This window comes from Thermosporothrix sp. COM3, from assembly GCF_059696735.1.
Genome location: NZ_AP019376.1, coordinates 4,812,417 through 4,836,685, shown reverse-complemented (window position 1 = coordinate 4,836,685; position 24,269 = coordinate 4,812,417). Strand labels below are relative to the sequence as shown.

The 24,269-nt window shown below is 52.4% G+C and carries 18 protein-coding genes and 1 tRNA gene; 7 read left to right on the top strand and 12 right to left on the bottom strand.

Annotated elements, in window-relative coordinates; translation table 11 throughout:
- Positions 1-136 precede the first annotated feature (136 nt).
- The 3 genes from KTH_RS20465 to dnaB are packed head-to-tail and all read right to left on the bottom strand — an operon-like array spanning position 137 to position 4,237.
- On the bottom strand, positions 137-1,699 hold the full coding sequence (locus KTH_RS20465; RefSeq protein WP_211326387.1) for an ATP-binding protein: 1,563 nt from the start codon (positions 1,697-1,699) through the stop codon (positions 137-139).
- Positions 1,700-2,455, bottom strand: a complete 756-nt coding sequence (locus KTH_RS20460) for a DnaD domain-containing protein (protein WP_111326044.1) — start codon at positions 2,453-2,455, stop codon at positions 1,700-1,702.
- 21 nt (positions 2,456-2,476) lie between these two features.
- A complete protein-coding gene (gene dnaB, locus KTH_RS20455; RefSeq protein WP_111326045.1) occupies positions 2,477-4,237 on the bottom strand; it encodes a replicative DNA helicase in 1,761 nt (586 codons plus the stop codon).
- A gap of 1,057 nt (positions 4,238-5,294) precedes the next feature.
- On the opposite strand from dnaB, the gene KTH_RS20450 reads away from it, so the two are divergent.
- Both KTH_RS20450 and KTH_RS20445 read left to right on the top strand, forming a co-directional pair.
- A complete protein-coding gene (locus tag KTH_RS20450; protein WP_111326046.1) occupies positions 5,295-6,296 on the top strand; it encodes a peptidylprolyl isomerase in 1,002 nt (333 codons plus the stop codon).
- Positions 6,297-6,743: 447 nt separating this feature from the next.
- Complete coding sequence (locus KTH_RS20445) at positions 6,744-7,256, top strand: peptidylprolyl isomerase (RefSeq protein WP_346268206.1); 513 nt, start codon at positions 6,744-6,746, stop codon at positions 7,254-7,256.
- 65 nt (positions 7,257-7,321) lie between these two features.
- Here KTH_RS20445 and lepB (KTH_RS20440) read toward each other — a convergent pair whose 3' ends face one another.
- The 7 genes from lepB (KTH_RS20440) to KTH_RS20410 all read right to left on the bottom strand — a co-directional run bounded on the left by lepB (KTH_RS20440) (position 7,322) and on the right by KTH_RS20410 (position 14,889).
- Positions 7,322-7,849, bottom strand: coding sequence for a signal peptidase I (gene lepB / locus KTH_RS20440; RefSeq protein ID WP_111326047.1), 528 nt, complete (start codon positions 7,847-7,849; stop codon positions 7,322-7,324).
- Positions 7,850-7,873: 24 nt separating this feature from the next.
- Complete coding sequence (locus KTH_RS20435) at positions 7,874-8,449, bottom strand: hypothetical protein (RefSeq protein WP_111326048.1); 576 nt, start codon at positions 8,447-8,449, stop codon at positions 7,874-7,876.
- 99 nt (positions 8,450-8,548) lie between these two features.
- Positions 8,549-9,097, bottom strand: a complete 549-nt coding sequence (lepB, locus tag KTH_RS20430; protein WP_111326049.1) for a signal peptidase I — start codon at positions 9,095-9,097, stop codon at positions 8,549-8,551.
- A 226-nt stretch (positions 9,098-9,323) separates the two neighbouring features.
- A complete protein-coding gene (locus tag KTH_RS20425; RefSeq protein ID WP_497620786.1) occupies positions 9,324-10,973 on the bottom strand; it encodes an ArnT family glycosyltransferase in 1,650 nt (549 codons plus the stop codon).
- 133 nt (positions 10,974-11,106) lie between these two features.
- Positions 11,107-13,233 (bottom strand): glycosyltransferase family 2 protein, encoded by a 2,127-nt coding sequence (locus KTH_RS20420; RefSeq protein ID WP_497620784.1) that lies wholly within the window; start codon positions 13,231-13,233, stop codon positions 11,107-11,109.
- Between the two features lie 15 nt (positions 13,234-13,248).
- The gene (locus KTH_RS20415) at positions 13,249-14,670 is read right to left on the bottom strand and encodes a lipopolysaccharide biosynthesis protein (protein WP_497620782.1); all 1,422 of its coding nucleotides are present in this window, start codon (positions 14,668-14,670) and stop codon (positions 13,249-13,251) included.
- 145 nt (positions 14,671-14,815) lie between these two features.
- A tRNA-Gln gene (locus KTH_RS20410) sits at positions 14,816-14,889 on the bottom strand.
- A gap of 390 nt (positions 14,890-15,279) precedes the next feature.
- Here KTH_RS20410 and KTH_RS20405 point away from each other — a divergent pair.
- The 3 genes from KTH_RS20405 to KTH_RS20395 all read left to right on the top strand — a co-directional run bounded on the left by KTH_RS20405 (position 15,280) and on the right by KTH_RS20395 (position 18,568).
- Positions 15,280-15,573: a hypothetical protein gene (locus KTH_RS20405; RefSeq protein WP_111326053.1), complete on the top strand. Its 294-nt coding sequence runs from the start codon at positions 15,280-15,282 to the stop codon at positions 15,571-15,573.
- 229 nt (positions 15,574-15,802) lie between these two features.
- Positions 15,803-16,729, top strand: coding sequence for a malate dehydrogenase (gene mdh, locus KTH_RS20400; RefSeq protein ID WP_497620779.1), 927 nt, complete (start codon positions 15,803-15,805; stop codon positions 16,727-16,729).
- 228 nt (positions 16,730-16,957) lie between these two features.
- Positions 16,958-18,568 (top strand): FHA domain-containing protein, encoded by a 1,611-nt coding sequence (locus KTH_RS20395; RefSeq protein WP_497620777.1) that lies wholly within the window; start codon positions 16,958-16,960, stop codon positions 18,566-18,568.
- Positions 18,569-18,582: 14 nt separating this feature from the next.
- On the opposite strand, the gene rsmI is transcribed toward KTH_RS20395, so the two are convergent.
- Both rsmI and KTH_RS20385 read right to left on the bottom strand, forming a co-directional pair.
- On the bottom strand, positions 18,583-19,275 hold the full coding sequence (rsmI, locus tag KTH_RS20390) for a 16S rRNA (cytidine(1402)-2'-O)-methyltransferase (protein WP_497620776.1): 693 nt from the start codon (positions 19,273-19,275) through the stop codon (positions 18,583-18,585).
- Position 19,276: 1 nt separating this feature from the next.
- Positions 19,277-20,851: an AMP-dependent synthetase/ligase gene (locus KTH_RS20385; protein ID WP_497620774.1), complete on the bottom strand. Its 1,575-nt coding sequence runs from the start codon at positions 20,849-20,851 to the stop codon at positions 19,277-19,279.
- A 703-nt stretch (positions 20,852-21,554) separates the two neighbouring features.
- On the opposite strand from KTH_RS20385, the gene KTH_RS20380 reads away from it, so the two are divergent.
- Together KTH_RS20380 and KTH_RS20375 are read left to right on the top strand one after the other, a co-directional pair.
- Positions 21,555-22,937: a helix-turn-helix domain-containing protein gene (locus KTH_RS20380; protein WP_111326058.1), complete on the top strand. Its 1,383-nt coding sequence runs from the start codon at positions 21,555-21,557 to the stop codon at positions 22,935-22,937.
- Between the two features lie 427 nt (positions 22,938-23,364).
- Entirely contained in the window at positions 23,365-24,261 is an 897-nt protein-coding gene (locus KTH_RS20375; protein ID WP_497620772.1) for a hypothetical protein, read from the top strand.
- Positions 24,262-24,269: the final 8 nt, after the last annotated feature.

Below are 24,269 nucleotides of genomic sequence, written 5' to 3'. Positions count from 1 at the left end.
AGCCTTCTTTTGTTACAGCGTATCGACGGAAATAGACATCTTGCCGGTATCTTTCGGCTTTGCAGATGATATACGCAGAAGCAGGGTATTTCCCCACTCCTGCGAAAAAGCAGCCTGGATAGTCAGAGGACAAGCGCTAATGCTTGCGATAGTTGCGCGGGCGAAAATCCTGCGCACCCTGCATCACAACCCGCTCGACAAGGCCAATGTCACCGAGGCGAGAGCGGAGCCGCTCATCAATTGTGTTGAGCCCCTGCGGGTTTGCTGTGATGACGGTTGGCAGGTTGGCATTGTAGCGATAGTTGAGCAACTGGAACAGCTTCTCGTTGGCCCACGGCGAGCTCTGTTGCGCACCCAGATCATCCAGCACCAGAAGGTGGGCCTCTTTCATTTTCGAGAAGCGCTGATCGTATACCTCGGTTGAGTTGGGCGCGAAGGTTGCGCGCAAGTGTGCAAGCAGATCAGGGACCACTGCAAATAGCACAACCGAGCCATCATTGAGCATTTTGTTGGCGACCGCTGCCGCCAGATGGGTTTTGCCACAGCCGTTCGGCCCGACCAGCAGTAGCCAGCCCTGCGGAGCATGCGCGAAGGTATAGGCAGCCTCAAACGCCTCATGCAGACAGGGATGTCCGCCGGGAATATTCGGGTTAAAGCTCTCGAAGGTTTTCTCCCGGAAGGCCCAGAGGTCTGAGAGCTCCAGAAGTTCCTGACGGCGCTTCTCTTCTCGCTCGGCAAGTTTGCAGGCGCAGGGGACAGCTTTCCCGAACGAGGGATGCCCGAAGGGAACATCGACCCGGAGAAACCCGGCACCCCGGCAGCGCGGACAAATCGTTTTCTGGCTGGTTGTGCCGGTAGTGACCGCCGGTGTCACCGCCTTACTGGGAATGAGCGCTTGCTGCGATCGAGGCTGAGGCGCCCGCGAAGTTGGTTTTGGTCGCGTAACTGGAGCTTTGTATTGCTGTCGCTCCTGCCCTTGCGCGTGATTGGTCACAAACTGGTTATTCAAAGGCTGTGTGACACGCTGGCTTTTATACGGTTGCTCTTGTGGCAGCGGTAGTCCGGTGTTACGCGGTGCACGGGATGCAGGGCGGGTATAGGGTTCCTGCTCGACAATGTCGCTCAGATCGCGCGTATTGCGCTGGGCATAGGTATTGTAGTTATTGATATAGGACTGTTTGCCTGGTAGCTCGACAATGGTCTTCTCTTCTGCCTGATACGGCAGATATCCCTGTCCAACCATTTCCCAGTCTCCATGCTGGATTGAGCCGATGGCGTCATCTTCTTCGGGCCATATGTTGCTATACTCATCTACCACATCAGCCTGCAAATGAGGAGTGCTCTCCTCGGGAATATAATCGGGTATCGGGCGGGTCTTCTGGATGGGTTGCGGATAAGAGCGTGTATTGCGATTTTTGGTATAGGAGGGCATCTGAGGAAGATAGTCTTCCTCGTCCTGATACAGCACATCGGCATCCTGCTGATAGGTGTAGTGCGTTTTGGGTGCTATTGGCGGCTGTGCCTTTGGCGGCATTTGCTGCTGTGAGTACTGCTGCGTTGTATGTTGTCCCCGCCGAACGCGCTGCTCTGAAAGGGAATCACGGACAGAGCCCTGCTGTCGGGAGTGCTGCTGGCGGGAGCGATCCATTTGTGTGAAACGCCCCCGTGTTCGTCCAAGAATACTATTCAGGCTTTCCATTTAATGCCTGCCTTCCGTTTCCCAGCGCCGCAAGATGGCGCGAATATAAGACCACTTTCGTTTATTTTGTTCGACAGCCACACGAAACGCCTGCTCAATCCAGCCCGGTGGATAGTGCGTGGCTGCATCTTTGAGTTCATCGGCAACCATAGGTGATAAGAGACCAATATTTTGTTCATATAAGCTGAATATATTCGGTCGTTCTACATGAACTTCAACGTCTGTAAGCGCTTGATTTGATGGAGAAACAAGACCTCTAGATGTAGCATACTCTTCTACTGAAAGAGCAGTTTCTTCTCTCTCGGTATGGACTCGCTGCTCCTGGTCGAGCATGCGAACCGGCACTATCTCACCCCCTTGAAGTTCTTCTACAACTTTCCGACTACGAGCCGTGTTAAAAAAATACCAGTAGATGACTGCCGCCTGATCGCTTCCCTCACTGATCAAGCGGAGATGAGCGCGTAACAGGGTTCCGCGGGCAACGGCAAGCTCTAATCCCTGCTGAAGTCGTTCTTCTGGCGGACGTGGATCGCCACGGCGCCGCAGGCTATGCAGCAGGACCTGATCATGCTGTAGTTCGCGGTCACTGATGCAACGCGGGTTTCCCCGTTTTTGAGCCAGAATCCAGAACAGGTGAAGGGTGACCTTCAGTTCCACCATATCCTCGATTTCTGGCAATACCTGCGTGAAAAAGACTTCAGGTATTGGGATATAGGGATTATTCTTTCCACTTGGAAACCCGACAAATCCAGTCATAAGCTCTACCACCTTTACTTCTTATCCTTCTTCTGTAGGTGGCTGTAGTTCAAGATCAGCAAATCTTGTTTGGCTGGCCTGGAAGAAGAGACTGACATCTCCCACCGGGCCATTTCTATGTTTGGCGACGATAATATCGGCGATATTCCTGCGTTCGGTCTCGGGATTATAGACCTCGTCGCGATAAATGAACATAACAATATCAGCGTCCTGCTCAATGCTGTTATGGACGATGATGTCATTTGCGGTGAAATTGTGCAATCCCTCAACCGTAAGATCATAGACCTTTGTCTGGCCGTTTGGTTCTATGGTAACGACTGTATCCCAGTCGATGCCTGATCCTGGCGCCATTTGAGGAATCGCAATGCGGTCATTGCGGGCAAGCTCATCGAGTCGCCGCCAGCCAGTGGGCGTCAGGAATTTGTGGTTCCCGGTTGCGCGTATGGAGCGTCCGGAGCGTGTCTGTAGACAGAAGACCGGCTTCTCTCCGGTACAGAATGCATTGGTGACTTCCCGTGTCTCTAGCAGCTCTGTTTCTGGATTAAAAGCGAGGACACAGAAGCCTTTTTGCCCGCTCAGTTGCTCAATCGGGCGGGTGATGCCTTCATCAGGGAGATAGACCTGTGTTTCGCCTGCGAGACAGCCCGATTCACGCAGGTCTGAAAGCTGAGGCACCTTGGACTGACGGGTCTCGACGGTACGCGAGAGCTGCGCCAGTGCCAGCACTGGAACATTGAGTTCGCGGGCCAGCCCTTTCAGGTTGCGGCTGATCTCAGAAACTTCCTGCACGCGGTTCTCGTTGCGCTTTCCACCGATATCGGACTGCATAAGCTGTAGATAGTCGACAACAACCAGATCAAGGCCATGCTCAGCCATCAGACGGCGGGCTTTACTGCGCATCTCCATTGTCGAGATGCCAGCGGTATCATCAATAAACACGTTGAGGGAGGCCAGCCTGTTCATGGCCTCAAAAATGCGGTCCCACTCCTCATCCTCAATCCAACCGGTACGCAGGCGCTGCTGATCGATGCCCGCAGCCATTGAAATAAAGCGCTGAACAAGCTGTTCTTTACTCATTTCCAGGCTGAAGATCGCGACGTTTTGTTGATAGCGTGAAGCCGCATTATAGGCCAGACTGAGCGCGAAACTGGTTTTCCCGACTGCTGGACGTGCCGCGAGAATAATCAGGTCCGAGCGCTGAAGGCCGCCGGTCAGCCTATCCAGATCGGTAAAGCCGGTGGGGACGCCGACAATGTTGCCCCGGCGCTCGTGCAGTTGCGTCAGCTTGTCCATATATTCGTCAAGCACTTCGCGGATCGTCGCGAAATTGTTCTGCGTATGCCCCTGGCTGATCTCGAAGATCAATTTCTCAGCCTTATCGAGAGCAATCTCCGCGTCGCTCTCCTCATAGGCGATTGCGGCGATCTGTCCTGCTGCGCTAATCAGGCGGCGTAAAATGGCGGTGCGTTGCACAATGCGAGCGTAATACTCAACATTGGCACTGGTTGGTACCTCATTGACGAGCGCTGTAATGTAGCCGGGGCCGCCAACGGCCTCTAGCTGGTTCTGGCGTTCCAGTTCGTCGCAGATGGTAATAAAGTCTGCCGGTTCCTGCTGCTCGTAAAGCCGCATGATCACGTTATAAATAACCCGGTGTGCATCGCGGTAGAAGTCTTCCGGACGCAGGAAATCGGCTATCTGGACGATGGCATCTGGATCGATAATGATACTTCCAAGAACGCCACATTCAGCCTCGATGTTCTGTGGCAACAGTTTTTCCACGTCTCCACTCCAGCATCTACTGTCAGATTATTGGTACCTTTCAGCGCGAACAGGCGCAAAGAGTCCTGACCGATTCGGTCCGAATCGGCAGAGGGCGCGTGTGAGCTGAAATGGTTTGAGCCTGCTTGCCCTCTGGCTACTGATGAGCGAGGGCGGCGATGGTTGAACTGGTTTTGCCCGGCTACGCAGTAAAGTTCAGATGAAGCGGCTTTTCTCTTTTCTTTATCATATCACATTTTTTCAAATATGTGACGTCTGTTCTATAATTCTTCTGGTTTATCTGGTTGTTTCTGTGAATGCAGACGAGCAAAAAACCTTATGTGCTAAAAAAGTGTACCGAATATTGCCGGTAAAATCAAATAGGTCCTGGCTCTTTGCTGTGTGGATAAGTGACGTGCTGTGAGGGAATTTTGAACAAAAACGGGAGAGAAAAAGAAGTTATCAACCAGTTATCCACCGTAATAGAAGGGTTATCCCCAATTATCCACAGAGTTATCAACAAAGTTATCCACCAAAAATTGGTCTGTTTCTGACAAAATTGGTCTTGTCTCTTGTTTCGAGAGGGGGAATCCTGGGCTATTAGAAATCATGTCTATGTGTCTGGATGACTTTGCTACCCCTGAAAGGGGCTCTCTGGATGTGAATATGCTACACTGTAGGCGATGCCTTTTCGAGAAGATCTGAATAAATGCGAGCTGGCCTGAGGAGCGCTTTCAGATGCTAGAGAAGGAACAGGCCAGGCGGAAGGACTTGACCCGATAAGGGAGGGAAGCTATTATAGCACAAAGAATTAGAGTTTCAGGATATAAGGCTAAATGCACCACATCCCGCTTTCCCCGGCCTGACATCGGGAGTGAGCGTTAAAATAGGCTGGCTCATGAACAGGGAGCAGGAGCGTGAGCCGAGAGCGCCCGGGAGTGTTGCATTCCTTCCTGTATTTCTTTTGCTATGGCCCTTTCTTTTATTTGCCGCTTTGCCTGGCGGTTTTTCCCTCAATCAAGAATGGCAAGCATTCTGAAAAGTCATGAATGAGAATAAGGAGCATCGCTAAGAACTCATGCCTAAGTCAACGAAACGAACATTGTCCAAGCGAGCAGCACGTATTCAACGAGCGCTGCACACTGAGCCGCCAGCGCCAAAGAAAGAAGATATCAAGGCGGCACAGAAGCGCACACCGAACCAGAAGCCTCCCGCTCGTGGGTTGGCACGGTATCCCTGGGCGACGACTATCAGCCTGCTGATTATCCTGGTCGCAGTGGGCACTTTCCTGGCCTATTTTAACCACTGGGGTCCCTTTGCGCAGCCCGCGCCGAAGAAAGATGAGACTGCGGCCAACGCGACCGCAACCGCGACGGCTGATGCCTCGATTCTGGCGAACGCGCAGGCAACTGCGACCGTGACTGTCAAGAATATGCCCGCTGAGCAACAGAAGGCAATGACCGATTCCGTTTGCGTGAAGGATGATATCGTCAAGCAGATTACGAATAGCTCACCTGCCCCTTCCGACGAAGAGTTTGCTAAAATCAAGCATAGTTATGACAAGGCGCCTGCTATGACCATTGATAAGAACAAGACGTATTGTGCAGGCATCAATACCAAGCGTGGCTTGATTGTTGTTGAATTGCGTCCCGACTGGGCTCCTGAGACGGTGAACAACTTTGTCTTCCTGGCCCAGAACAAGTTCTATGATGGTATCAAGTTCCATCGCGTGCTGACGACCGGCACCATGCATATCGCTCAGACTGGCGATCCTAAGGGCGATGGCACTGGTGATCCCGGATATAAGATCCCGGCAGAGACGGTGAAGAGTGAGTATACCGCCGGAACGCTGGCAATGGCAAAGAAGAGCGGCGAGAAAGAGAACAGCGGTAGCCAGTTTTTCATCAATACCAGCGACAACAGTAAGGCCTTGCAGAAGGAATACAACCTCTTCGGGCGCATTGTGAAGGGTATGGACGTTGCCCTTGCCATTCAGGGACCGAATCCTGATGACGAGAATGCTCCGCAGCCTGCGCCAGACCTGATTAACCATGTCGTGGTAGTTCCTGCAAGTAAGTAAGCGGTGTTCATCGACTGGCCCCATCTGGTGATGAGCAGATCCAGGATTTTGAACCTGAGGGGGTCGGTGGTACAATAGAACAAATTTGTGCATGAATGCATTGCTTCTTTCCGGTCTCCTGGTCGGGAGCGTACGGAAGAAGTGAATGCATTCATTCTTTACTTGAAAGCACCAGAAGGCTCCTGGCTCAAGCTATGGGGATGCATGCGCATCTACATCCTCGGGAGGGGAGAACGTGAACATCGCTTGACAGGAGACCTCGCCTGCTGCGATACTCGTTTTCACGAACAGGTACCGGCGGGCAGGCGGGAACCGACGAGGGAAACTCGTCAAACCTTCTGGACAGCGTGCCTCTACGGGTTGTCGCACAGCGGCGGCTTGCAAGCATGCTGGCTGAATGAAGAATCCCACGGCTTGAGCCGTGAGGAGTGTCAAAGGAGGTTCATAGTGGCAAAGCGATACAGCGCTCCACCAGCGATGCAGATTGACCCGAGCAAGAAATACACGGCGATTTTCCATACTGCCAAAGGGGACATCACGGTTGAGTTGTTTGCTGATAAAGCGCCAGTGACCGTCAATAACTTTGTCTTCCTGGCCCGCGAGGGTTTCTATAACGGAACAACGTTCCATCGTGTTATTGGTGGTTTTATGGCTCAGGGCGGCGATCCGACCGGTACCGGTGCAGGTGGCCCGGGATATCAATTTAACGACGAGAAGAGCGCTCTGGAGCTCAAGCATGATAGCGCCGGTATTCTGTCGATGGCAAATGCCGGAGAGAATACCAATGGTAGCCAGTTCTTTATCACCTATGCTCCACAGCCGCACCTGAACGGCAAGCATGCTGTCTTCGGTAAAGTGACCACGGGAATGGATGTGCTGAAGTCTATTCGCGAGCGTGACCCGCGCTTCGACCGCCAGCCCGGTGATGCGATCAACTCGATTGAGATCACTGAGTCATAATAGACCGACGCCAAATAGAGAAAAGCTCTATCGTCTCTTCAAAACGATAGAGCTTCTTTTTTCGTCTAGCGGTAGGTATCCGAGTACGAATTGACAATCTGCCATTGGGAGAAGGGCCAGTAGACTACGACGGCCTTGCCGACGATATAGCCGCTCGGGAGAAAATCCCAGCGACGCGAATCATTGCTGAGCGAACGGTTATCCCCCATGACAAAATACTGATTTGCTGGAACCTTCCAGGTTTTAGCGATTGGGTTCGTTGCATCTTTCACATACGGCTCTTTCAGTTCCTTGCCGTTCACCCAGATTTGCTGGCTATTCACCTTAATGGTATCGCCAGGGAGGCCGATAACGCGAGCGATCAGCTCAATATCAGGGTTGCGCGGGTAGCGAAAGACAACAACGTCACCGCGTTCAGGCCCCCGAAAGACATACGCAACCTTGTTCACCAGAACCGAGGTGTTGGTTGACAGTGCCGGTTCCATCGCGGGCGTGTTGATCTGGTAACTTTGTAAAATAAAGCGAAATCCTACGAAGATCAGCAGACCAAGCGCCACGATTTCGAGAATTTCACGAATGTGTAGTCGCTTCACCCTTTATCAGATCCTCTCTGTGGTTTAGTCCTCCTCCGCCTCCTCTTCCTCTGCGGCGGCATACTGGGCTCTATACTTGTAGGCGGCGCGGGTTGATCCCCATTGCCCGAAAATGCCCCCAATAATAAATACGACAAAGACTCCGATAAGGAGGAGCAGAATACCGCCGAGCGGTGCGGGAATAGGAGATTCGGTTGTTGGAGACGACACCGTTGACTGATTTCCAGGGTAGCCAGGAATCCAGTTCAGCGCTGTGCTGACAATATAGACGAGCAGTGTTGAGATGCTGCCTGTCCAGAAGCCAAGCCGTCCATTGAGAAAGCGTTTGCCGATAAACCACCCGCCAATAAAGCAGAGCGCCAGATTGAGGATCACTTGCAGACAACTCAGTCCCAGACCGATATAGGTCAGCGCGTTGGCGGTCGGGACATTCTTCTGCTGCTCCAGAATCGGCGAACTGGCAAACGCACACGCAATATTAATGATAAGACCGATGACGCCGATGCCCAGGCCGTAGATGATGGCGGTGCGTTTGGGATTCGCTGCCTGTGTCTGTCCCTCGGCTCGCTGTCGTGCTGTCTTTCCTTCTACATCTTTCATTTCAAGCCCATTCTTTCGTTCTTTCAAATTCACTCCACCCCATATGCTGCGCCAGTTAGCACTTGTTCCCGATGCGGCTCATCAGAGAGCAAGAAGAGGCTACTGCTTTGTCGTGATGGGCGCAAAGGTGTTTGAGTACGTATCAATGAATTTCCACTGATCCGTGGGCCAGTAGACAAGTACCGCTTTCCCAACAATGTACTCTTTTGGCACGAAGTCCCAGTAGCGGGAGTCCTTACTGACAGGTCGGTTATCTCCGAGGACAAAATAGTTGTCAGCGGGAACCTTCCATGATTTCGCATATGGGTTGATTGCTTCCTTGATATAGGGTTCGTTGAGCTGTACATCATTCACCCAGACATGTTCGCTATCAATGCGAATGGTATCGCCCGGAACCCCGATGATACGCTTGATGTAATCGACATTGGGTTCTTTAGGATAGTGGAACACAATAACGTCACCCCGCTCTGGCCCTCGGAACAGATAGGCCATCTTATTGACCAGAACGTTCTGGTTTGATTGGAGACTGGGGCTCATACTATCACCATCGACATGATAGCTCTGAACCACCAGACGAACCACCAGGAAGATCAACAATGCGAGTGCAAGGATCTCAACAATTTCGCGCAGTAGGTGTGAACGTTTCAACTTTTCAACCCTCTTTATGCATAATTACAAACTGGCTTCAGTACAGGTTTTGTCTTTTTGGTGTGGAGTTCTATGACTGCGACGTGTTTCGCCTGTTCTCCGGTATCGCGTGTGCTTCTTTCACACGCAGCGGAATGTATCTTTATAACTCATCGCATAACCCATCGCTCCACATTATAGCGGAAACCGAGGTCAACTGTCATTCCATCAACTGGTTTTCTCGCCTTCATTCCTGATGCGGATAGTAAAGAACATAGCCTGCAACGAGCTCACGACGGAACGTATGCTTCTGATGTGCGTATATCTCTTGCTCAAAACGCTGCGCCTGTGGTGAATGCTGCGGGAAGAGATACGCCGGATTTGAGGCCGCCTTGACGCGCTCAAGATAGGGCGTATAGCGATCCTGTCCCGGGCGTAGCGACTCGTCAAGGACCGCACAGATAACCTGCTCCTGACTCTGGAAAATAAGCTTGTTGCACGTCCAGTATTCGGTATAGAGCCGTGTAATATGGTGACGAAGCAGGTATTGAACCAGCTCGGTTTGCTGTTGCTGAATCTGTTGCGCACGTGGAATATCCGCGAAGGTCCGATAGGTACCTGCACAGAAGAATGCCGTGCAAAGCGCCAGCAACGCACCGGCGAGCAGGGCAATCGCTTTCCGTTGCCACGTGCTCACCCGAGGAAACGTTCTCATCCCCTGCCAGAGTGGCCAGAGAAGCGCAGGCGTGGCCAGACTCATGCTATAGAGATAGCGAGATGTCGGCGCCGGATCGACCGCGGCCGAGGCGCTGTTCAGGTAGAGCACGAAAATCGCTGCCGCCCCCAGAAGCAGGATCAGACGATTGCAGAGCAGCGCAGCTCGCTCCTTGTCCGCTGTGTGCTTGAAAGCCCGGATACATGCTCGTATGGTGAAGACACATGTTCCGCCTAGCAGACAGAGAAAACCAAGCGACCAGAGGCCATGAGTGACGACGCAGAAGGCGGACGATGTGGTACCAAAGAACGGGAAATCATGAGCGGTGCAGGATGACGTGAGGCCGGTCGCAGCAGGAAGCGCGATCAACAGGGCACCGATGGGCTTGCGAATTGCCGGAAGGTGTTGAGCTTCCATTTTCGCCGCAATACTGCGATTGATGTCCAGCAGCACATTGAGCGAGTTGCGGTCAATTGGCGCTGTCACGTTGTAGTAGAGCAGGGGCGCAGCCCCAACCAGAAAGCCGAGCAGCAAACTGAGCCATGACCAGTGACGGAGATCCTGCTGCCGAAAAAGCAAGATAGTGAGCAGCGAGAGCCCCACATATGGCAAAATAATCTGATCGATCCAGAGCGCCAGCCCTATTGTGACGCCGAGGGCCGTATAGAGTATATGCCGGGTCCTCGGGTGAAAGGTACGCGTGGTCAGGAGACTGGTAAAAAGGACAATCAGCGCTCCAAGCAGGAGAATATCAGGGTAGCGCCCGTAGGCTCGAAGCTGATACAGGAAAATATCCGGTGTTCCCAGGGCAAGGAGCGAAACCGTCAGGAACGCCAGCCCCTTGCTGAAAAGCCGGGTCGTCAGCATATACATCGCGATCAGGAAGAGCAGGAAGAGCAGAATTAGCACAAGCCGAGCGTGAAGAGTAGAAGGTCCGAGCACGAGAAAGAGAGGAGCGGCAATATAGGCTTCCAGCGCTCCCATATAGGGCTGTCCGTAGAAGAATACGGGATGCTCTCCTTGAAAGGCGATATGCTGCGCCATCAGCATGATAACGCTCTCGTCGCTATCGGTTGTAGGCCAGTGTGCATAGATCAGAAGAAGCCGCAGCAACCCCGCTACGCCTATCAACACAAGGAAGTAGCATTGAGATTTGTCAATATGAATTTTTTTGCGCAACATGCCATGTTGTACGTTATTCTCTGGTATTTGTTTCAGCTCATAGCCACACGGGCTAATGATCTTCTCTTTCTCCCCATTATACTGAAGATCACGGCTCTCGCTCCATGTGTGCCATGAGAAAGGTAAGATCAGGCTATTGAGCGGGAAAGAGATAGCGCTGATAGAGCTGTTGAATCAGTGCACTATAGGTCTGCCAGGAATACGTTTCATCGCAAATGCCGACGCGCTCCTGTGCCGCATTTCTGGCTGCCGACAACAGCGCCTCGATTAGAGATGCCCGGCTTTCAGGCAGATAAAAGATACAGTGCTGTGGAGGGAGGGTTCCCTGAAAGCGCGGCAGGGCTGGAACAATCACCTGTCGTCGATGGAGCAGAGCCAGCCAGGTCAGCGCCAGTTCTCCAGCGGCTGCGATAGGTTGGTGAGGCTGCACGAGCGCATCGGCTGCCGAGAGGTACTGTCCGAGTTGCGCGTTTGTTAGCGGTTTCTCGTCAAAGAACAGATGCACGTCGGACGCATTCGCTGCAAGCTGAAGCAACTGGCGCGGCTGATTTGTATCCGTTGGAAGGCCTGCAATGATGACCTGCGGTCGCAACAGTTCAAGCGGCGTCGAGGCACTATTTCGCGCCGCGATAAAGGCTGTCAGCAAATAGAGCAGTTCAAGTTCCGTGTGATAGTGAGCAAAGCAGAGGTAGACAAAGCCGCTATGTTCTGGCAGGCCGAGTTCTGCGTGTGCTACGGCCCGAGATGGTAAGAGCTGTGGGCCAGTTGTGCCCGGATAGGGACAGCAGAGGGTGCGTTGACCGAGCGTGGGATCTTGATACAGGCGGGCTGCATCTCCGGCAAAGGTAATAATCTGATGGCTATGCCGCAGCGTAAAGCCTTCAAGAGCCTTTCGGGGCATCGCCGTGCGATGAGAGGCGCTTTGCCACCAGCCTCCGCCATCGGTGGTAAGAAGCCGAATACCAAATCGCAAGGCAAGATGCAGCCGCAGACGGAGGGCAAGCCGCTGTCTGTAGGTCAGTTGAAAGGCACCTGGTCGGTAGATATGGAGCAGAGCACGGCTCGCTTCCCCTTTTTGTGGCGCACGGTTATGCCAGAGCCACCAGAGCGGAATGCGATGACCGCAATGGATGATTGGGCGTGGAGAAAAGGTTTCCCAGAGCTCAGGTGGCGGTCCCTCTTCCAGAGAGGATTGGACAAAGAGTGCTGATGGACTCTCTAGCAATGCTGCGGGCTGCCAGAGGAGACTGAACACCTGCCGGTAGCGGCCACTGAGATAGGCCTGTGTCATGGCATGGTGCAGCCGTTCGCCAGTTGAGGGCTGAGAGAGCGTTTGCAGCGGGTGGAGGAAGATGGCGTAGAACAGCCAGTTCAGGAAGGAAAGGAGTCCCTCCCACAGAAGCAACTGAAAAGAGAGCAGCCTTCCCTGGAGGTATGCCGGGATCACGTACTCTTCCAGGATTTCGGCGCATCCACGCCAGTAGGCGCGACCGATAAAGAATGAGGGCTGGATGCGCTCTGCCGGAACTCGGTGATAGACGATTGCTTCGGGCTCATACCAGTGCTCATAGCCCGCTTGCTGTAGACTGATACAGATGCGCTCAATATCCAGGTTGATCGGGAAGCGATTGCGTTTGTTCAGACAAGGCATAAAATAGAGGTCCAGCGCGTGAAGCACCGAAGCGCGGATAGAGAAGCAGCAGTTACTGGGGACAGTCTCCTCTGTCAGACGAGTGCGCTTCTCGGCGGGAGCAAAATAGCCGAGATCAGGCAAGATCCGATCATGAACCCAGTATGGGCGGCGGCCTTCCCAATGCAGTTCCACGCGTCCGCTCACAGCCGCTGCTGTCGTGGTATCGTAGGTATGCAGTAGCGCCTTGAGAAACCCGTTGTTGACAATAACATCATCGTCCAGAAAGACGAGGATCTCCCCACTGGCTTTTGTAATCGCCAGGTTGCGGGCATGGGCCAGCCCATTGCGAGGCTCGGAGAGGTAGAAGACGCGCCAGGATGTGCGAGCCTCTGCATCTTTGCGTTGTAGCTCATGTACCAGGCGCTGCACCTCTTTTGCCGTCATATCGGTTGAGCTATTATCGACGATCAGCACTTCAAAGTGTGAGAAGGGGAGTGTTTGCTGATACAGGTTCCGCAGGACGCTCAGGAGCAAGGATTGACGATTATAGGTACAGAGAATGACGCTGATGCGAGGAAAGACAGATGCTTGTTGTTGTTCCTGTCGTTTGGGGTGTTGAAGCGTCATGAGTGCTCCTTTCTCTTATACATGCAGTCCCGGAGGGAGCTCATCAACATTTGAGCATTTCAAGGCATGATGACAGAGCCAGATAGCGCCGCCCGCCGCGAAAATTTGCACACAGCTACAGGCCAGCGCGGCGCCGAGCGTGCCACTGACCTGAATCAGGAGACCGGCCAGCACGAGCTTGAGCAGCGCTGCACACCAGTTCAGGCGCAAGAGATAGTTTCGCTGAGGCAGAGAGGCGAGGTAGGTGTAGCTGACGGTGGCAACGCAGCCGACGGCGCTCGCCAGAAGCTGAATATAGAAAGGCAGGACAAACGGGTACACCTGGGGCCCAAAAAGGAACTCAACGATGATGGGTACGAGAAGAGCAGCAAGAAAAAAGAGCGGAATGGCTACAAGTGCCAGATAACAGGAATGGCGTAGAAACATATCCTGTGGCCGTGCAGCGCGTCTGAGGGAACGCGTCAGGAAAGGATAGAGGACAAGCGAAAAGAGGTGTGGGACGGCCCGCATGATCCAGGTACTGAGCGAGACGCTGAGTGCATAGATCCCGATGGCCGAGTGTGGCTGCCAGAAGAGGAGAAAGAAATATTCGCCATTTTGCCAGATGATACTATCCGGTACAAACTCTTTCAGGGAGCTATAGCAGTGCTTGAGTAGCCGTTCGCGCAGAAAGATCCCCGGGCGCATCGGATGGTCCAGCGGGAGTAACTGGGTCACACAGTAGATCGCAACCGCGAGCGTAAGCGCTCCCGCGATCACATTGATGAGGAACAGGAAAAGAAGCTTCTGCTCCTGAAGTTGCTCGATCCAGAGCAAGAGAAAGAGCGTCAGCAGCGCATTGAAGAGCTGAAGCAGCGTCAGCAGATCGCGGCGGCGCTGGCTGGAAAGCGCGATGCCTGCAATGCTGTTAAAGAGCATGGGAAGCGTTGCCAGGTTTGCCAGGAACAGCAGGTGCCACGGAAGATGAAGGAGTAGCGCCAGGGGATAGACACCAAGCACGATCAGCATGATAAAGCGCAATGCGGCGCGTGATTGCCGGGACCAGAGCAGGTAAAAAATACCGGCAGCAATGCGCGGAGTTTCGCGGCTTTGCAACTCGGCCAGCGCCCGGCTTGTCAGGGCCGAGGAGCCAATACTTACCAGGGGAAGTATCAGCGTGGCAAGCCACTGTAATACAATGTAGGTGCCGAAGTCCTCAAAGCCCAGATACTGAATGATACGAAAAGAGATATAGCCACTGATCAGTGTTGAGCCGAAAGAGAGCAAGACAGGCCAGGAAGCAAAATATAGTCGAAAGGGCTTGCTCGCCTCAACACGTTTTCGTGCAAGCGGTAATAACATATGTTCCTCTACCCAAACCACGCCGCCAACCGTTTGTTCTACCTTTACTGGAAAGTGGTAGCACAGGCAAAAAGAAGCCAGGTGTTTCTTAGTCATTGTAGCAAAAAGAGTTGTATTTCTGCTCAAAACGATGAGTGGTGTACCAAAATATACTATAACGTTTCATGCTACAGAAACATGTATATTTATGGCTGTGAGGAGAGCAATAAAAAAAGAGGAAGAGTAACACTCTTCCTCTTTGTGGCTGGGGTGCAGGGATTCGAACCCCGATTAACTGATCCAGAGTCAGCCGTCCTACCGTTGAACGACACCCCAATTTTCCCTTCGCAACGTTTCTTCCTCGTTGCGAGAAGTATAATACCTTTTTCTCTGCCGTTTGTCAACCCCTTTTCCCCATCTTTTTTTGCGCTCACAGAAAAGAGGCGGAAATAGCTCTCTGTTGCCCGGGGAGAAAGCGAACAGGGAGTTGAACTGTCTTCTTGTTGCAAAACGTAATATGTGTATAGCTAGAGTATCATGGTGGTGGCGAGGTTGCCGATAGACAGATGTAGCCCTCTACTTCAGGCAGGGTGTACCGTTTATTGGTATAGAACGTGAGAAGTAATAGAGATAGAGAAGCGGAATGAAAAGAGAAACAATATGTTGAGGTAAGTTGAAGTGACAGAATGTACAAACCTGCACAATTGTTTTCAGAATGAGAGATTAATGGAAGTTGTGCTTGACGGTACACCTCTCCCTGCTAATGTGGCACGCCATGTTGCACATTGTCCGCTCTGTCAGAGTACGCTGGCACAGTATGAGGAACTGCACTTTAAGCTTTTGAGTCGGTTGTATCGTTCACAGTGTCCCTCAAGCCTGCAACTTGGCTTCTTCTGTGCTGGCCTGCTCTCTGGCGCGGAGAGTGAGGCGATTGCTTCCCATGTGGCGCAATGTCCGCTCTGTTCATTGGAGGTATTACAGACGCAGGAATTTTTGCACGATGTGGAGCAAATCCGTTAACAGGAACGCAAGAGAGGATGTCAAGACTACAGGTGAGCTTGCGCGCGGGGAATGGCGTTTCTTGTTGAGGGAAGAAAGAAGGAAGAGAGGTATAGACAATTGCCATGTCTCCCTTTCAGGGCATACAATACGTATAGCAAATAAGAATGCATGTACGATGCTATTCGCCTCTGGTTCTTTTCCAGAAGTGAATGGCTATCTATTTTTCAACGTCGAAAGGAATACGTCAATGCGAAGTAAAGTGTCTGTTATCGGAGCCGGTTTTGTGGGGAGTACCCTGGCTCAACGCTTGGCGGAACGTGACTACGCCGATGTAGTTATGTTTGACATTGTTCCCGATATGCCTCAAGGAAAAGCGCTTGATATTCTGGAGGCGGGCCCTGTTCTTGGCTATGACTCGCTGGTTATCGGTACAAATGATTATGCCGATACCGCGAATTCCGATATCGTTGTGATCACTTCGGGTTTTCCGCGTAAGCCTGGCATGAGCCGCGATGATCTGGTGAAGAAGAATCAGGAAATCGTTGCGCAGGTGACAGAGCAGGTGGTGAAGCACTCGCCCAATTGTATCATTATTGTAGTGACGAACCCGCTCGATGCGATGGCGCAGGTTGCCCTGAAGGTCAGCGGTTTCCCGCGTGAGCGTGTAATTGGCATGGCCGGTGTGCTGGATACCGCCCGCTTCCGCACGTTCATTGCGCAGGAAGTTGGCGCTTCTGTCCGCGATGTTCAGGCGTATGTGCTTGGAGGGCACGGGGATACAATGGTGCCGCTGGCCCGCATGTGTACCGTTGCCGGTATCCCTATTTCGCAATTGATTCCGGCAGACAGGATCGAGCAGATTGTGCAGCGAACCCGTGACGGCGGCGCTGAGATCGTCAAGCTGCTCAAGACCGGGAGCGCATACTTTGCGCCGTCGGCTTCTGTGTTACAGATGGTCGATTCGATCCTGCTGGATAAGAAGATGATTATGCCCTGTGCGGTCTCTTTGCAGGGAGAGTACGGCTTCAATGACATCTTCGTTGGTGTGCCTGCACAGCTAGGCGCAAAAGGAATAGAGAAGGTCATTGAGATCGAATTGACGCCGGAAGAGCGGAATGCATTGGAGAAGTCCGCTGACGCCGTCAAAGAATTGATTCAGGTTATGGGACTGTAACGCAACTGTCCCGACAAGGCTCATGGCCTCTGTGCTGTGGGCCTTTTTCTTTCTTTTGCTGCCTCTTATCCCGCTGCAATAAAATGCTGCTGATTGAACAAAAGCGAAACCTCTTTCCTGCAATTTGCTGATTTGAAATCTTGTATTCTTTTCTGCTTTCTGTTATGCTTCTTTCAGCGGAACTATACAGCTACCATTGGTTATCCCTGCTGGAAAGAGGTGAGCAGCATGGGGACATTGCTTCTACAGGTGTTTCCGCCGTTAACGGTTGAGATGATTCTGCTTCTGGCCGTGCTTCTGTTGATTGTGCTGATCCCGATACTCGCTTTCTTGCTCTACATAGTGCAGAAAAGAGACAGGGAGACGCCGGTTCCGGCTTTTTCCGGGGGCGAGCAGCTTGCCTCTGGTTCGGTGCCAGTCGCTGCTGAGCCGCTTCAATTGCATTCCTCCGCACCACTTCCCGTTGAAGGCCCGCATTGTCCGAGGTGTGGCGCCTGGGTGCGACCGGACGATGTTTTCTGTATGATGTGTGGCTATCGTCTGCGTGAAGAGTCACCTCAGGAGGCTGAAACGGAGCGCGTGATCCCGGTGCCACCTCCTGAGCCGGAGCCACTTCCTGCGCGGCTGCTGGTGAAGCTGGAGGGGCAGGTACTTCAGGAACATGTGTTGCTCCATCGGTTAACCTCTATTGGGCGTTCCTCGAAAAACATGATTGCCCTGACCGGGGACAAGGTCGCCTCCCGTCATCATGCCATGCTGGCCCGTGAGGGAGAGCGCTATCTGCTGACTGATGAAGGAAGTTTAAACGGTACATTTATCAATGGAAAAAAGCTGATCCCGCATCGGTCCTATACCCTTCAGGATGGCATGCTTATTCGGATTGGCAGCCATGAGCTTCAATTTGAACAGCCAAAGCGCATTGAGGATTTGCCAACGGTTATTCAACAGGTGCCCGAAGAGATTTTCGCCGGGACACGCAAGACGACACCTCGGGAAGTAAGTGCCAGCCCTGCTGAGCTCTTCTTCACTGCGGTGTACCCCCGGGAACTAAGCGCGGCGACCTGGGAGACGCTGCTGATCTATAGCTATCTTGAAGCTTTCCGCGAGTATGTGTTTCAGGAGATCGAGCGTTTTCAGATTGAGCGGCGGCGCTTTCCACTGGCAACGGCAGGCTTGCCGGCGCTGCTTCAGACAAGCAATATTACCCTGGTGCCAGAAGGAGAAGGGATCCACTTCAGTCCGAAGCGCCTGACATTTAAGGGGATTGAGGGGGTCCACTGTTCATCGTTTAGCTTCGCTGTAAAGCAGCAGTGGGTTGGCAGCAGAGTTCCATGTACACTCTCAATCTATATTGGGCCGTTACTGGTTGCCCGCCTGAAGATGACATCCTTCTGTCTTGAGGCGACACAGCAGCGTACGTCTCATGTACCACTGGAGCGTGTGACAACCCGGATTGCCCGGAAGGTGTACCCGGCATATAGTTTCAATGATACCATGATTGCCCGGGCCTGTCTGGAAACGGCTCAGGCGCTTCATTTTGCTTTCCCTCTGGAAGTGGAGGCAGTACGCCGTAGACGTGCAATCACACCCGAGCTAGAGCACAAGATTGCCGAAGCGGACCTGTTTCAACTCTTCTGGTCGTCCTATGCGGCACAATCGGATTTCCTCACAAAGGAATGGGAGCTTGCCCTGCGTAAGCAGAGTGAGCTGCGACAGGATTTTCTCTGTCCTGTGTACTGGGATGTGCCGCCTCCCTCACCGGTGCCTCGCCTGGCCTCGCTCTCTTTCTCCTACCTGCCAGTCTATACTTTTTTGCACCCTGAAACCGGGATCGAGTAGCCCGCTCGGGCTACTCATTGTTCCTCAGTATTACGGTCCTTTTTGTCTTTGCCTGCGATTACTACAACGTACTCGCCTTTCAGTTTACTCTGCTCGATCGACGCAAGGAGCGTTGAGAGGGTGCCACGCTCGACCTTCTCGAACATCTTAGTCAGGTCATTTGCGACGGCGGCGGGACGATCACCATAGACTTCCAGCGCATCACGTAAGAAGTCGGCGAGCCGATATGGACTTTCATAGAAGATCAGTGTGTGGGGCGAATCCTTATCAATTTCCAGAAACTTGCGGCGTCCGACCGTTTTGCGAGGAGGGAAGCCGCGAAAGGTAAAGCTGTGTACAGGCAGACCTGAGAGGACAAGCGCCATAATACAGCCGGTCGGGCCGGGAATCATGGTGACATCCAGCCCGGCATTCACGGCCCGCCGAACCAGAGTGAAGCCGGGATCAGAGATACCCGGCGTCCCTGCATCAGAAACCACCGCGACAGACTTTCCCTCTTTGAGCAGTTCTTCGATCCGCTGGCCTGCGCGTTCCTCATTATGCTCATGAAAAGAGAGCTGTGGTTTCTGAATATCAAAATGTTTGAGCAGCAGGCCAGTTTTTCTGGTATCCTCGCTCGCGATAATATCGACGGAGCGCAACGTTTCCAGAGCCCGCAGCGAGATATCGTTCAGATTTCCAATAGGAGTAGCAACCAGATACAGCATATCAGGCGTATTTTTGTTCCTTCCGCAAAGATTCGAGTTGTGCTTGCAGATCCTGACGCTTTACTTTTAAGGTATGGGTACGCGGGAAATCCGCTTCGGGCCAGATCGTAAAGCCCTTGATCTGCTGATGGGACGCAAGCTTTTTATTGACCTGCTGAATGACGGCTTTCGCTTTGGCCTGGTCGGGCGGATCCATCAGAATGACTGCATGAACCTCGGGATTCTTGCCCTCGGCTTCCAGACCGACAACGACCGCATCTTTCAATTCGGTGTACTCATGCAGCATATTTTCGATGTCTTCGGGATAGACATTCAGTCCGTTTGCAAGGACGATCAGGTTTTTCTTGCGCCCCTTGATATACAGGTCGCCCTTGTCGTCGAAATAGCCCAGATCGCCGGTGCAATACCAGCCGTCCTGAAAAGCGAGTTCGGTTGCTTCAGGGTTTTGCCAGTAGCCACTGGTGACATTGTCCCCGCGCACCTGAATCTCGCCATCATCGGCGATGCGCACTTCAACGCCGGGAAGCGGGGGGCCGACCGACTCAAGATTGTGGCTGTTCATTGGATTGACGCTGACAACGGGTGAACACTCGGTTGTGCCGTAGCCCTGCAAGACGCGGAAGCCCATATTCTCCCACCGCCTCCCGAGGGCCGGAGGAAGATACGCGCCACCACTGACAAAGAAGCGGAAGTGGCCGCCAAAGCGCTTGTGCACCATGCCGAAGAGATAGCGACGCAGCGCAAAAGGAAGCAGGGCAGCGACACGGTGAAGCAGCTCGAACGCTTTTTCTTTCTTCTGCTTGCGTACCTCGCGTTCAATACCATTCATAAATAGTTGAAGTGCCTGAGGAACCAGAACCATTAATGTAGCATGTTCCGTACCGAAGAGTCGTAGAATTGTATCGGGCGAGAGGGACCGAGCATAGACGATACTCGCTCCTTTCGACAGAATAGCCAGGTCGATTGTCAGTTCAAACATGTGTGAAAGCGGGAGAATCGAGAGAGCGCGATCATCGGCCTGGATATGGACTACTTGAAGCGCAGCAAGCGCATTGGAGACAATGTTTTTGTGACTGAGCATGACACCCTTTGGCTGACCTGTGGTGCCCGATGTAAAGACGAGTTCGGCCAGATCATCCGGCTGCATTTCAGGCAGAGCATCGCGGTCAAAGGGAGCAGCGGGAAGGGCGTCAATGTCAATGAGAGGGACGGTGGGATCTATCAGGCTCTGGTATTGTTTCCGGGTGGTGACAACGAATCTGGGCTCGGTCGCTCGGGCAACGCGCTGGAAAAAATCCTCTCTGCTGTTGACATCCAGTGGGACGACGGTCATGCCGACCAGGAGAGAACTGAAATACGCGATTAACCAATCAATGCGGCTGGCCGACCAGATCATAATGCGTTCGCCGGGTTGAACCTGCTCTTGCTGTAAATAGCCAGCGAATTGCTGGACTTTTTCTTTGAGCATGTGGAAAGAGAGTCGGCGAATGGCATTGGCTTCAACTGGCTCGATAAGGGCTGGTCGTTGAGCGAAAGTGTCAACGGTGTGATAAAAAAGTTTAGGAATAGTGTCCATCTCGTAGCCTTTCTCGATACGGATAAAAGACTGTACTTCCTTGTGATATACTGCGTCGTATTGTGAGTGAGGACGGCCCTTTTCGACTCACAAATAAGAGAGAAAGAATTGCAGTCATTCAGCTTATCGTACAAAGAACTGATCTGGATTGTGCGTGAACGATGCCTTTCATTGCTGCGTCCGTATAGAGTGTAACATACAATGAGTGATACAGGTAGTAGGATGTTTTCGTCAGGCCGGGAGCGAGGGGACCGTTCTATTACAGAATGAACTATTGTGGTATGAGTTGAGATAGAAACCTTGCGAATGGTGTATTGAAACTTGATCGCAAAGATACAACCAGGAAGCAACAATATGAATGCAAAAAGGGCTGGTTTTTTACTCAAAAAAATTTTATTAGAATCTGATTTACCTATGAGCAAGATTTTATAATAAAACTATGAGAGAAGTACAATATGGGTTGACTAGAATCATGTGAGTATGATAGACTACGTGATATAAAAACGTTATCTAGCGAGTTCCTATCTTGTGAGATTATCCCGCTGTAAATCGCAAGGGTAATTTACAGGTGGGATACAACATTTTTACAGGAAAAACGATTACCTCACCAGTGGGAATTGCTTAGATAGTGGTAACGGCGAATGCTCTCGCAATTGGTTTAGCGTGCCTTTTCATATTATCTGTGTGCTGAAAGGAAACATTCATGCCGTCCCTTGAAACTGCTAATGTCGGGAAGGCTGTTGCAGCCCGTGTGGGGAACAATATCCGTGAGGTTCGCACAAAGCTTGGTATGACGCAAGCGCAACTGGCTGCTCCTGAGTTCTCAATCTCGTATATCTCTGCCATTGAGCGCGGTAAGATTCGTCCTTCCCTCAAAGCCCTCTCAATTCTTGCTCGTCGTCTGGACGTTCCTCTGACATTCCTGCTCGAAGGCTCGCCAGCCGGTGCTGCTGAGGCCCGCGCTGTCGGTTATTCTCCTGCCGATTCCGGCCCGGATCAGCGCGTTGATGTCGATCTACTTCAGGCTAATGTGCTTGTTCAGCAAGGAGCGTATGAGCAGGCGAAAGAGCTGCTGGAGCCAATTCAGCCCGAGCGGATCACCACCGATCAGGCCTATCGTCTCTATCTGCTCAAAGGTCAGGTCCATCTGGGTTCCAATGAGTATCAGGAAGCCGTCGTTGATTTGCGGCAGGCTGTCAGCCAGGGAGAAGCGTTGAACGATACCGAGTATACAGAACGTGCGCGCAACCTGCTCGGCAAAGCCTATTTCCTGCTCTATAACTATACTCTCGCGATGGAGAATCATTCTCGTTGTAGTTCAGCAATCGAAAATGGTCAGATTACCGATCCAGTGTTTGCACTTGAGGTATACAGCAATCTGGCAAGCGACTATTTCCGACTTGGTGAACTGGAACGCGCGATTCAGTTCTATCATCAGGCACTTGAGGTTCTGGACGAGATCAGCCGGGATACCCGCAGCTTTGCACAGAAGTATATGGAGATCAGCCAGCACTATAAGTCTGTCGGCAAGCTTGCGATGGCCCGAGAATATGCGATGCACAGCCTCGCTATCTATGAAATGCGCGACGAGCAGCGAATGGTCGGCTTGACCCATCAGCGGCTGGGTAAAGCGCTTGAGAAACAGAACGATCTGGAAGGTGCTGAGACAGAGTACCGCAAGGCGATTGCGATCGAGCGCGAACTGGGCGACGAGATCGCGGCTTCCCTTTGTCATACATCACTCGCTGAACTGCTGCTGAAGCGCGGTCAGACTGAAGAGGCCGAGAAAGAGGCATCTGAGGCGTTGCAGTTTGCACGTTCCAGCAATGATGCCCAGACGCAAGGTCAGGCGTTGATTGCGCTCGCTCAGATCTATCATCAGCGGGGCGACTTTGACGCAGCCGATCAGTTCTTCACGCAGGCTCTCGATCTCCTGGATGCCTCCCATGCGCATGAGATCGCGGCGAGCGCTTACTTCCGCTATGCAAACCTGCTTGAAGAGCGTGGCGAGGTGCAGCGCAGCCTGTCCGCAATTAAGAAGGCGTATGAACATCAACGCCTGGGTAAGCGCGGCGACATTGAATAGGTAGACTTACAGGTAACGGTTCAGCAAGCCTTTGTTCGTAGCGGGGATAAAAGTATGTTCCTTTGTGACATGCTCATATAGTTGAGCGGCCAGGAACGCGCGAGCGCCGCTATCAGGCGCTTTCTGGACACATGGGCGTTTCTCGCTGTCTGGAAACTGGCAGATGAGGGCACCACGTGGATGAAGGATGAGTCCCTTGCTTTGAATCGGGCGAAGTATCAGAGATGTTCATCCCCGCAGGCCTTTGCGGGGATCTTTTTTTCTCCCGCTGGCTTGCTGTGCTTTATTGCGCTTACCCTCTATTCCTTGTACAATGCATAGAGTGAATGTCTGCCAGCCGTAGCATAAAGCTCTCTCTTACAGGAATTGAGCGAAAAATTCATCGAGCGGCAAAAATGTACTGAGGCATTACGGAGGGCCTACCCCCATGCCATTTACTGCACACGACCTGCGGTATCATCCAGAACAGAGTTTTCCTGTCTTATACGCTTATCTCCAGCGGAATGCCCAGCGCTTTCTTGGGGCGTTACAATATGATGCAATTGAAGTTGATACCGTCGTTGGTCATGTTATTGAGCAATTAGTGCGTCTTGGGCTGTTTGGCGGTGGTGATACAACCGCGGAAACAGTGTTTGACCGTATGACAGATGCACAGTTTTACGCCTTCTTAAGTCGAATGGTTCATAATAAGGCGATTGATCGACAGCGCAAACGTCGACTCAGGGTACAACCGACCGCAGAACTGGAATATTTTCAGGGGGATGAGGGGGATGAGAGCCCTTTAGATGAGGCTGTAGAGCCCGTCTGGGGGGCGGCTCCCTTTTCGACTCCGGAAGAGATTACAGTCCATCTGGCCTCACAGCTCGAACTGCGTGATCTGCTGAAGCATTGTATTGTCGTATTGCGTGCTGCCCCGTTGCAATTGAATGCGGTGGTTCAGGAGTTGCGCGATATAGGCGCGGATGAGCTGTTAGAGGATATTTTTGTTGAACTGAATATGGAGCCTCCGGCGGCGACGCAGAATCCTCATCTGAGTCAGCATAAGGATCATGCCCATAGGAAACTGCGTCATTGTCTCCAACAAAAGAGTACCAATTTGACGGTTATTGTTGCTTTACGTTTGATTGAGTGTATGGCATCCCAGAAAAAGGAATGTCAGATCCCGACAGAACAACTGGTCGGTGATGATCTCTCTTTTGACGATGTCAAGATTGGATTACGAGAGCTCGCTGCCGAGGGTCTGCTTGATTGGCAAGAAGAAGAGACAGTTCACCTGACTGCCTCTCAGGCAAAGCGTTTGACTCGCTTCTATCGCGAGGAGTAGCCCCGGCA

Bases quoted from the DNA above. Each gene is read 5' to 3' on its own strand.
- rsmI (WP_497620776.1), bottom strand. From the start codon at position 19,275: ATGCTGTATCTGGTTGCTACTCCTATTGGAAATCTGAACGATATCTCG.
- KTH_RS20450 (WP_111326046.1), top strand. From the start codon at position 5,295: ATGCCTAAGTCAACGAAACGAACATTGTCCAAGCGAGCAGCACGTATT.
- KTH_RS20415 (WP_497620782.1), bottom strand. From the start codon at position 14,670: ATGACTAAGAAACACCTGGCTTCTTTTTGCCTGTGCTACCACTTTCCA.
- KTH_RS20435 (WP_111326048.1), bottom strand. From the start codon at position 8,449: ATGAAAGATGTAGAAGGAAAGACAGCACGACAGCGAGCCGAGGGACAG.
- KTH_RS20465 (WP_211326387.1), bottom strand. From the start codon at position 1,699: ATGGAAAGCCTGAATAGTATTCTTGGACGAACACGGGGGCGTTTCACA.
- KTH_RS20380 (WP_111326058.1), top strand. From the start codon at position 21,555: ATGCCGTCCCTTGAAACTGCTAATGTCGGGAAGGCTGTTGCAGCCCGT.
- KTH_RS20375 (WP_497620772.1), top strand. From the start codon at position 23,365: ATGCCATTTACTGCACACGACCTGCGGTATCATCCAGAACAGAGTTTT.
- mdh (WP_497620779.1), top strand. From the start codon at position 15,803: ATGCGAAGTAAAGTGTCTGTTATCGGAGCCGGTTTTGTGGGGAGTACC.
- KTH_RS20460 (WP_111326044.1), bottom strand. From the start codon at position 2,455: ATGACTGGATTTGTCGGGTTTCCAAGTGGAAAGAATAATCCCTATATC.
- KTH_RS20385 (WP_497620774.1), bottom strand. From the start codon at position 20,851: ATGGACACTATTCCTAAACTTTTTTATCACACCGTTGACACTTTCGCT.
- KTH_RS20420 (WP_497620784.1), bottom strand. From the start codon at position 13,233: ATGACGCTTCAACACCCCAAACGACAGGAACAACAACAAGCATCTGTC.
- KTH_RS20395 (WP_497620777.1), top strand. From the start codon at position 16,958: ATGGGGACATTGCTTCTACAGGTGTTTCCGCCGTTAACGGTTGAGATG.
- KTH_RS20425 (WP_497620786.1), bottom strand. From the start codon at position 10,973: ATGTTGCGCAAAAAAATTCATATTGACAAATCTCAATGCTACTTCCTT.
- KTH_RS20405 (WP_111326053.1), top strand. From the start codon at position 15,280: ATGGAAGTTGTGCTTGACGGTACACCTCTCCCTGCTAATGTGGCACGC.